This window comes from Rhodospirillaceae bacterium (genome assembly GCA_018660465.1).
GTDB lineage: Bacteria > Pseudomonadota > Alphaproteobacteria > Rhodospirillales > JABJKH01 > JABJKH01.
On the sequence record JABJKH010000020.1, the window covers coordinates 45,573 to 54,703 of the forward strand.

Annotated in this window: 8 protein-coding genes; 2 read left to right on the plus strand and 6 right to left on the minus strand. The window is 52.6% G+C overall.

What is annotated here, in order from left to right; translation table 11 throughout:
- Window positions 1-2 precede the first annotated feature (2 nt).
- The 3 genes from HOM51_04155 to pyk all read right to left on the minus strand — a co-directional run bounded on the left by HOM51_04155 (window position 3) and on the right by pyk (window position 3,733).
- Window positions 3-1,679, minus strand: a complete 1,677-nt coding sequence (locus tag HOM51_04155; GenBank protein MBT5033691.1) for a thiamine pyrophosphate-binding protein — start codon at window positions 1,677-1,679, stop codon at window positions 3-5.
- A 24-nt stretch (window positions 1,680-1,703) separates the two neighbouring features.
- Entirely contained in the window at window positions 1,704-2,168 is a 465-nt protein-coding gene (locus tag HOM51_04160) for an OsmC family protein (protein ID MBT5033692.1), read from the minus strand.
- A 140-nt stretch (window positions 2,169-2,308) separates the two neighbouring features.
- Complete coding sequence (pyk, locus tag HOM51_04165) at window positions 2,309-3,733, minus strand: pyruvate kinase (protein ID MBT5033693.1); 1,425 nt, start codon at window positions 3,731-3,733, stop codon at window positions 2,309-2,311.
- Window positions 3,734-3,897: 164 nt separating this feature from the next.
- Here pyk and HOM51_04170 point away from each other — a divergent pair, with 164 nt between their 5' ends.
- Window positions 3,898-4,875, plus strand: a complete 978-nt coding sequence (locus tag HOM51_04170) for a glutathione S-transferase family protein (GenBank protein MBT5033694.1) — start codon at window positions 3,898-3,900, stop codon at window positions 4,873-4,875.
- 5 nt (window positions 4,876-4,880) lie between these two features.
- Here the strand turns inward: HOM51_04170 and HOM51_04175 are convergent, their stop codons facing one another.
- Together HOM51_04175 and HOM51_04180 are read right to left on the minus strand one after the other, a co-directional pair.
- On the minus strand, window positions 4,881-5,102 hold the full coding sequence (locus HOM51_04175; GenBank protein MBT5033695.1) for a hypothetical protein: 222 nt from the start codon (window positions 5,100-5,102) through the stop codon (window positions 4,881-4,883).
- 73 nt (window positions 5,103-5,175) lie between these two features.
- Window positions 5,176-5,706 carry an NUDIX hydrolase gene (locus HOM51_04180; GenBank protein MBT5033696.1) on the minus strand — a complete coding sequence of 177 codons (531 nt, stop codon included), beginning with the start codon at window positions 5,704-5,706 and terminating at the stop codon, window positions 5,176-5,178.
- 169 nt (window positions 5,707-5,875) lie between these two features.
- Here HOM51_04180 and HOM51_04185 point away from each other — a divergent pair, with 169 nt between their 5' ends.
- The gene (locus HOM51_04185) at window positions 5,876-7,831 is read left to right on the plus strand and encodes a HAMP domain-containing protein (protein ID MBT5033697.1); all 1,956 of its coding nucleotides are present in this window, start codon (window positions 5,876-5,878) and stop codon (window positions 7,829-7,831) included.
- A gap of 19 nt (window positions 7,832-7,850) precedes the next feature.
- Here HOM51_04185 and HOM51_04190 read toward each other — a convergent pair whose 3' ends face one another.
- Window positions 7,851-9,047, minus strand: coding sequence for a phosphoglycerate kinase (locus tag HOM51_04190; protein MBT5033698.1), 1,197 nt, complete (start codon window positions 9,045-9,047; stop codon window positions 7,851-7,853).
- Between the last annotated feature and the right edge of the window lie 84 nt (window positions 9,048-9,131).

Below are 9,131 nucleotides of genomic sequence, written 5' to 3' on the forward strand. Positions count from 1 at the left end.
TGTTATGAGTTTGGCCCGTCTCTAAATTCAGATAAAGTTTGGTTTGGCGTTAATGCTTCCGGATCAACGACGAGTTCGATAACCGCGGGCTTGCCACTATTTTGAGCGCGCTCGAAGGCGGCAGGGAAGTCTTCTGTCTTTTCCACCCGTTCGCCGTGGGCGTGATAGGCCTTTGCCAGCATTACAAAGTCAGGGTTCTTCGTATCTGTGGCGATGACGTTGCCCGGATAGCGCTTTTCTTGGTGCATCCTGATGGTGCCATAGATGCCGTTGTTGACGATGATAAATATCACGTTGGCACCATATTGGGCGGCGGTCGAGAGTTCTTGTCCCAGCATCATGAAGCAGCCATCACCGTTGATGCTGACGACCATGCGTTCGGGGGCTGCCAGCTTAGCAGCGATTCCTGCTGGGACACTATATCCCATGGCGCCACTGGTTGGGGCCAATTGCGTTTTAAAGGACTTGTGCTGAAAGAAGCGATGCGCCCAGGCTGTATAATTGCCAGCACCCACAGTCAATATGGCGTCTTCCGGCAGGGTCTTATTTAAATATGCGATGACTTCACCCGTATTGACGTCGCCCGGAACCTGGGTCGGCTTAATGCGTTCCAGATAATCCGCGTGGGCCGCTTCCGACTGACCTTTCCAGGCGGAGGCGTCGACAGGTTCCAGGGCACGGCAGGCGGCGGCAAAATTGATCAGTGACGAATTGATGGCGAGAGTCGGATAATACACTCGGCCCAGTTCATCTGCACCTGGGTGAATGTGAACGAGCTTTTGTTGGGTGTTGGGGATGTTTAGCAAGTCATAGCCCTGGGTGGTCATTTCTCCCATCCGAGGACCAGCAACGACCAACAGGTCTGCATTCTTCACCCGCTCCGCGAGTTTAGGATTAATGCCAATTCCCACATCACCGGCATATTGTGGATGACGGTTGTCGAAACAATCCTGCCAGCGAAAGGCGACGCCGACGGTTAAGCTGTTGGCTTCGGCAAAGGCGGTCATGTCGGCAACCGCTTCGGCGTTCCAGGTCGGCCCGCCCAAAAGGATGAAAGGCCGCTTGGCTTCACTCAGCAATTCCCGGAACTTTTCCATGTTATCGGCAGAGGGCGAAGCCTGAACCGGAACAGCAGCGGGCACGTCATAGGCGACAGCCATTTCCGATAGCATGTCTTCAGGCAGGGCGAGGACCACAGGACCCGGCCGACCCGATGTCGCGACATGGAAGGCGCGACTAATGTATTCGGGAATTCGTGCAGGGTCATCGATCTGCGCCACCCATTTTGCCATCTCACCATACATGCGGCGGAAATCAATTTCTTGGAAGGCTTCACGGTCAACCATGTCCCGCGCAACTTGGCCAATGAACAAGATCACGGGCGTGGAATCTTGAAACGCTGTGTGAATGCCAACCGAGGCATTGGTGGCACCAGGTCCCCGAGTTACCATGCAGATGCCAGGCTTGCCGGTCAGTTTCGCATAGGCGTCCGCCATGTTGGAGGCACCACCTTCGTGCCGGGTGTTGATCACCTTAATGGCATTGCGTTGCTGATACAGTCCATCCAGTAGCGTGATATAGCTTTCGCCTGGAACGCAGAACACGGTATCGACACCTTGAATACGGAGTTGATCCGCCAGGATGTGACCCCCGAGCCTGCTTTGTTGTTGGCCGTCCATAATTTTATGCCTTTTAGTAAATGCTTAGAGGGGAGAAACATCCCAGGTATCGACAATTTTGCCACCCGCCTGTGTGAACAGCTTAGCGATGGGGCAGAATTTTGCCAGGTCTGAGCGAATTTTTTCGATCTGTTCTGGCGTGCCATTGGAATTGACCGAGATGGCCATGCGAATTTCGATGAACACAAGATCGACCTCTTGCTTCATTTGTGCGCCGCGCGGGTCGAAATCGTAATCGCATTTAATTTCCATATTTTGGAATTCGACATCCATCGATTCTGCAATGCGATTGCTGATTACGTTGGTGCAGGCAATCAGGCCGGCAACGACCGTCTCAGTCGGGGTAAAGCCCAAATTCGTGCCGCCCCGTGCGACTGGCTCATCAATGTGGATGGTGACGTCCCTGGTCGAGAGATCGGTTCGTGCATGCGAAACGCAGGTCGCTTCCATTTTAGGCGTTACGACGGTTTTCTCTTTGACGGCGGCCATTTCAAATCCTCTTTAAAATTTTGGCAGGGGTTCAGTGGATTGGTTCCGTCCCTTCATTTGAGACACCATTTATCATATAGAGGCCAATAGTAAACACCGCCGCCGCATGGTCGACGATCCTGTTCGGGTGGACGGTTTATTTAGTCGTCCTTATCGAATTCCCCAACCCGCGCCAGGCGTAGAATGTTTGTTGCCCCCGGTGTGCCAAAGGGCACACCTGCGGTAACGACTATTCGGTCATCATCTCCGGCAAAACCTTCGCGTCTGGCCATTCGAGTAGACTTTCCCACCATCTCTGGAAATGATGAAACGTCCCGGGTGTTGACGGCGCGAACGCCCCAGACCAATTGCAGACGCCGGGCGGTTTCAAGCGATGGCGTTAAACCAAGTAAAGGCACGGGCATTCTTAGCCGGGCTGCGCGGCGTGTAGTCGAACCCGTGGTGGTGAAGGTCGCGACGGCGGCGCAATTTCTCGAATGGGCGACATGACAAGCCGCGGCTGCAATCGCATCGTTATCAGATTCTTCCGACGGTGCTTCTTCCAGGTCTCGGATGCGCTGGTAGTGTTCATCGGTCTCCGTATATCGAATGATGCGATCCATTACTTGGACGGCTTCGACGGGGTAGTCCCCGGAGGCTGTTTCCGCCGACAGCATGACGGCATCGACGCCCGCATAAACAGCGGTTGCGACGTCAGATGCTTCGGCCCTGGTTGGTGACGGCGATGCCGTCATGCTTTCCAGCATTTGAGTGGCGACGACCACGGGCTTTCCTTGTTCACGGCAGACGTTGACGATTTTGCGTTGGGCGGAGGGGACCCGTTCGGCTTCCATCTCAACCCCCAGATCACCGCGTGCCACCATGACCGCATCAGATAACTGAACGATTTCTTCCAGCCATTCCAACGCCGCCGGTTTCTCCAACTTGACCATAATTGCTGCGCGGTCGCCAATCAGGTGTCGTGCTTCCTTAACGTCTTCCGGTGATTGAACGAACGACAGCGCACACCAGTCGGCACCAAGGGAAAGGCCAAACTCCATATCTTGGCGATCTTTTTGGGTGAGCGCCGACATGGGCAGCAGGACACCCGGAACATTCACGCCTTTCCGGTCTGACAAGGGGCCGCCGGTTATGACAGTTGTTTCTGCTGCGTCCGAATTCACCGCATCAACCCGCAAGCGCAGGCGGCCATCGTTCAGCAATAAATCCATGCCGGGCTTCATCGCTTCAAAAATTTCGGCATGGGGCAACATAACGCCGTCCGCATCGCCCGTATGTTCGTTCAAATATAGATTAAATCCCTGGCCGTCTTTGAGCGAAATCTCGCCACCTTCAAATGTGCCCACCCGCAGCTTTGGGCCTTGAAGATCCATCAAGATGCCGATGGGGTGTCCTTGATCGTGTTCAATTTTGCGAATGATGTCGACACTGGCGCGGTGGTCATCGTGGATGCCATGGGAAAAATTCAGGCGAAAAACGTCGACGCCAGAGTCCACTAAAGAACGAATGGTTTCCTCATCAGAACTCGCAGGTCCCAAGGTCGCGACAATCTTTGCGCGCCGCATTTGAGTGCTGGAAAAATCAGTCATTTAATTACCCTAAGTCGATCATACCAAATAAGCCAACTTTCGATGCAAAGATCTTCACCGACAATTTACTGGACAACAGCGGGCAATGGCTTTTGGATGCTTTAAAATTTTACATTGATTATGAACGGAAGACAGCACCGATGGGTATTCTTGTTGACGGCAAATGGCTCGACGATGAAAAAGACCGCTATCACGGAAAAGGGGGTCAGTTTAAACGCCCAGACTCGCCCATTCGACATTGGGTGACGCCTGATGGTGCCGCGGGCCCCAGCGGCGATGGTGGTTTCAAGGCAGAACCCGGTCGCTACCATCTTTATGTTGCGGTCAATTGCCCCTGGGCGCACCGCACGATCATTTTTCGGAAATTAAAGAAGCTGGAAAACGTGATCTCGATTTCCTTTGCCCGACCGACGCGGGGCCCGGAAGGCTGGATTTTTGAAAACGGCTCGGAAGCTAACAAGGAACATCTGTTCGGCAAAACCCATTTACACGAAGTCTATACCGCCTCCCATCCAGACTATACCGGGCGCGTGATGGTGCCTATGTTGTGGGACAAGAAACAAAACTGCATGGTCAATAATGAAAGTTCCGAAATCATTCGTATGTTGAACACCGCATTCAACGAATTCACCAACGACACGACAGACTACTACCCGGAAGAACTCCGAAGTGAAATCGATGCAATAAACAACGTCGTCTACAAGAACATCAACAATGGTGTTTACAAGACCGGGTACGCCCGCTCTCAAGAAGCCTATGAAGAGAACGTAATACCCTTGTTTGAAACCTTGGACAGTTTGGAAGAGCGCTTAGAATCGCAACGCTATCTTGTGGGGGATAGTTTGACAGAAGCAGACTGGCGGTTGTTCCCAACCTTGATCCGCTTTGATGCGGCCTATGTTGGGGCTTTCAAGTGTAACGTGCGCCAAATCAAAGAATACACTAACTTGTCAGGCTATACCCGCGAACTCTATCAAGTCCCCGGCATCGCCAGCACTGTTAACATCCAAGCTTACAAAGCTGGTTACTACCACAAAAATAAAGACCGCAACCCGTTCGGGATTGTGCCTGTCGGCCCTGATATTGGATTCGATGTGCCGCATGGGCGGGGGGCTTAACTCAGCTAAACAATAATATTCAGATAAAATCCGCGCGGGACATCGGTCCGGGGTTTTGAATTTGTCGGCAGAGACTGGCTCGCTTGTTCGAAGCCTCTTTGCTGATCAGGAAGGCTGTTTTTTGCCGGAGTCTTGGCGACGCTATCAAAAAACTGCGCGCCGCGATTTACTTTGGGCGGCGTCGTTTTGGAAACAAAAGTTGCGGAGGAAATCGTCGGATCAGCCATGCCCCCATTATAAAGACAAAAGTTAATAAACCGTCTAGCCGGCCGACGAATCCTCCTTAAACATCAAAAAAATTTAAAATTTAGGTTTGAGGTGACCCAGGGTATGGCCGACGCTTTCATCCCCGTCAAAGAAACGCCGCATGGCCCAGGTGCCGCTGGAAAATGCCAAGTCGTCCCAGGGAATTTCTTCTTCGGTAAATAGGGCAACATCCTTGCTCTCCGGTCCTGCTGCGTACTCCGGTGTTATGAGGCGAGCGTGATAGAACATATGGACCTGGCTGATATGAGGGATTTCAAAAATTCCGATCAATTGGCCGATTTCGACCCGGGCGCAGGCTTCCTCCCAAACTTCCCGTTGCGCGCCTTCGGCCGTTGTTTCATCCAGTTCCATGAATCCACCGGGCGGTGTCCAATAGCCGAGGCGAGGCTCAATCGCACGTTTGCAGAGGAGTACTTTATCCTCCCACTCACAGATCGCGCCGACCACGATTTTGGGATTTACGTAGTTGATAAATCCGCAGTCGGGACAGACCAAACGGGGAAGGGTGTCGCCTTCAGGGATGGCCTTAACCGTAGGGCCCGATAATTTGTTTTGCTTCGTCATAATTTCAGTTTGGCTGTGGTCCCGCAGGGAGGCAAGCCCCCGCATTTTTTAATTGGGGCGGCCCAAAATTTAATATTCCTCTGGAAAATTTGTCTCCGAACCCTAAAATGCCTTATAAACTAAGGCGTTGAGAGAATGAGCAGAAGTGTGAGTACCTGGGGAGTTGTAGATGGCAGCTAATTATCCGCTGAACCGAGGATATACGGAAGACGGTGGCCACGATTTTGCCCGTCATACATTGTTAGGTGGCAGCCGCGTCGGGACACGGGTGAGTATCTTCGTGTGGACGTCCCTCATCTCGCTCGCGCTTTTGGGCAGCGGGTTCTTTATGCTTGATAAAAAAACCACCCAGGCCGAGCTTGCATTAGTCCAGGCCAAGACAATGACAGGGCTTGCCACCAAGGTGGAGCGACTGGCTTTCAAACTTCGGAGTTCCGAAAATTCCTATCTGCTGAGCAAGGAACCCAAGTTCAAGGACATATTTGATAAGACTGCGCGCGAGATTAATAAGAACCTGAATGCCCTGTACGGCCGGTCTGATACAGGGACGGTGCGCGATCATATTACGACGATCAACGATGGCCTCTCTCAATACACTGAAGAATTTGCCAAAATGGTAAATTCAAAAAAAGAACTCGTCATTACGGAGACTGATATTCTCGCACGTCAGATGGCGGTAGCGGCCAAGACCCTTGAAGGTATGTTGGTGAAGATGGCAGGGGCCGCGGGTGGCCTGCGCGATGTCCTGGCGCGGATTCGTCGCCATGAAAAAGACTTCACCTTGCACGGCGATGCCAGGCTTCGGACTGAAATTTCGAAGCGGGGTCAGGAATTTGATGCTTTGGTCGGCTCCAGTACGCTGTCCGGCGAGGATAAGAAAGAGTTGAGCGACTTGATGAAGCTTTATCAATCCCATGTTGCAGCTTATGCGCGGGCGCGGATCGCTAACAAAAATAACGTCGGACGCTTAAACGAAATCTATGCCTACATGATTCCCAGCGTTGACAGTTTGGCAGGCTTTGCCGGCAATCAGATCAAATTAATGGAACGAAATTTAAATGAAAGCGTGAGGATAACACGGATCGCGCTGGTCGGTAGCAGCGGATTTCTCCTCATCTTAATGGCGATTACCGGAATTATTCTTATCCGTAGCTTGACCTTGCCAATCCGTGAATCAGCGGCAGCAGCGGGTAAATTGGTATCAGGCGAAAGCGATGTCGAAATCCCGGCGTTGGGGAATGCCGACGAAATTGGCGAATTGGCGCGGGCCTTGGCGATTTTTGGGGCGACATTAGAAGAAGTCGTGCAATTAAGGGGTGAAGCGCAGTTGGCGCGGGCTGCGGCAGAAGAGGCCGAGGCTGAATTGTTGGCGAAGACGGATACGGTGGCTGATGAGAAGGTGGAAGAAATGCCTGCGGAGGAAGTAAAGGCGGCTCCCATCGAAGTGGAAGCTCCTGCTCCTGCTCCTGCCCCTGCTGCGGAAACTTCACCAGCTCAATTGCCCCAGCCACAAGAGCCGGAACCGCGACCTAGCGTGCCATCGAATGCTCTGACAGGACCGATTTCGACGATCAGCCAACAAGTCGCACAGTCGTCTAAAAATGTAACCGATGCCGCCTACGAGGCCGAGCGAACAGGGGCCTTAACCCAAGGTCTGACCGAGGCAGTAAGACGCCTGTCAGAGGTGAGCAAGCTCTTATCCGGTGTTGAGGAACAAGCGGATTTTCTGGTCTTCAAGCCGGGGTCTAAATTTCCCCGCGACGGGGATACACCGGCAAATCTTGTCGTCCTGTCACCGGAAAGCCGCTCTTCGTCGGATCAGTTGGGGGTCGGAGAAGAAGCCGTTGGCAAACGCTTCGATATCATTCGCGCGACCAACACCCAGATCAGTCGGGCGATTAAAGACATCAGCGAGTTAATTGGTGATGCAAAGGAAACGGCTCATGCCATCGCTGCCAACAGTTCTGAGCAAGCCTTGAAAATTACCTCAGACCTTCTGAAGCAGTCTGAATACCTGCGCTGGATGCTGAACGAACAAGTCGGCAAGCTGGAAAAAAAACCAGATGATTATGATGAAGATGATGAGTCTTCAGAATTCGGCCACAATCAGCCGCCCAGTTCATAAATACCAAGTTCCTAAGCGGCTATTTTCGCAATACCGCGACACCCGGCAGGGTCTTGCCTTCAAGCCATTCCAAGAAGGCGCCGCCTGCTGTCGATATATAAGAGAAATCATTCTCTGTGCCGGCGTTGGCCAGAGCCGCGACGGTATCGCCGCCGCCTGCGACACTGAGCAATGTCCCAGCTTTCGTCAGTCGGGCGGCTTCTTGAGCGACAGCGTTGGTGCCGACATCAAAGGGCGAGATTTCAAATGCGCCCATGGGGCCATTCCAAACCAAAGTCTTGCAGCCACCCAAAATATCTTTCAACGCGGCAATGGATTTCGGTCCGATGTCGAGGATCATGGCATCTTCTGGGATGGCATCAAGTGCACAAGCTTCACTCGTCGCCCCTTCTTTGAATTCACGGGCAATGACCGCATCGGTTGGCAGAACCACCTGGCATGATGTTTTAGCAGCGGCAGCAAGAATATCCCGTGCCGCATCGGCCATATCGTGTTCGCAAAGTGATTTTCCGACATTAATGCCTTGGGCATGCAAGAACGTATTAGCCATCGCACCGCCGATGATGAGGAAATCAACTTTACGGGAGAGATTGCCCAGGACTTCCATCTTCGACGAAATTTTAGCACCCCCGACAAGCGCCGCGACAGGAGGCGTTGGATTTTCAAGGGCATTGGAGAGAGCTTCTAACTCGGTCTGCATCAGGCGACCCGCAGCAGCTGGCAGCAGCCGTGCTAAGGCTTCAGTTGAAGCGTGGGCACGGTGTGCGCACGAAAAAGCATCACTAACATAGGCATCTCCAAGGGCGGCCAGTTCGGCGGCGAAGCCAGGGTCATTCTTTTCTTCTTCCGCGTGAAAGCGAAGGTTCTCAAGCAGGACGATCTCTCCTGGTTTCATTTGAGAAACGACCTCTTTCGCGTCAGGTCCGATGCAATCATCTGCGAAGGTGACGTTTCTTCCCTCTAACGCTTTGCTGAGGCCCTGGGCGACGGGCTTTAAACTCATTTCCTCAACGCGCTGACCTTTAGGGCGTCCAAAATGAGATAGGACAATAACGCCAATTCCCTTTTCGGCCAGTTCTAAAAGGGTCGGGACGGTTCGGTCTATGCGTGTGGAATCTGTAATTATCCCATCCTTCATGGGCACATTAAGGTCGGCACGAACAAGAACGCGCGACGTGCCGCTCTCTAAATCATCGATGGTTCTGTATGGGGACATGAATAATCGCTTTTGCTAATATAAAGAAACCGGAGTGATAAAGCGGAGGAGCCCAAAAGTAAAGAGGCGTCAGGTGTGTAGGCC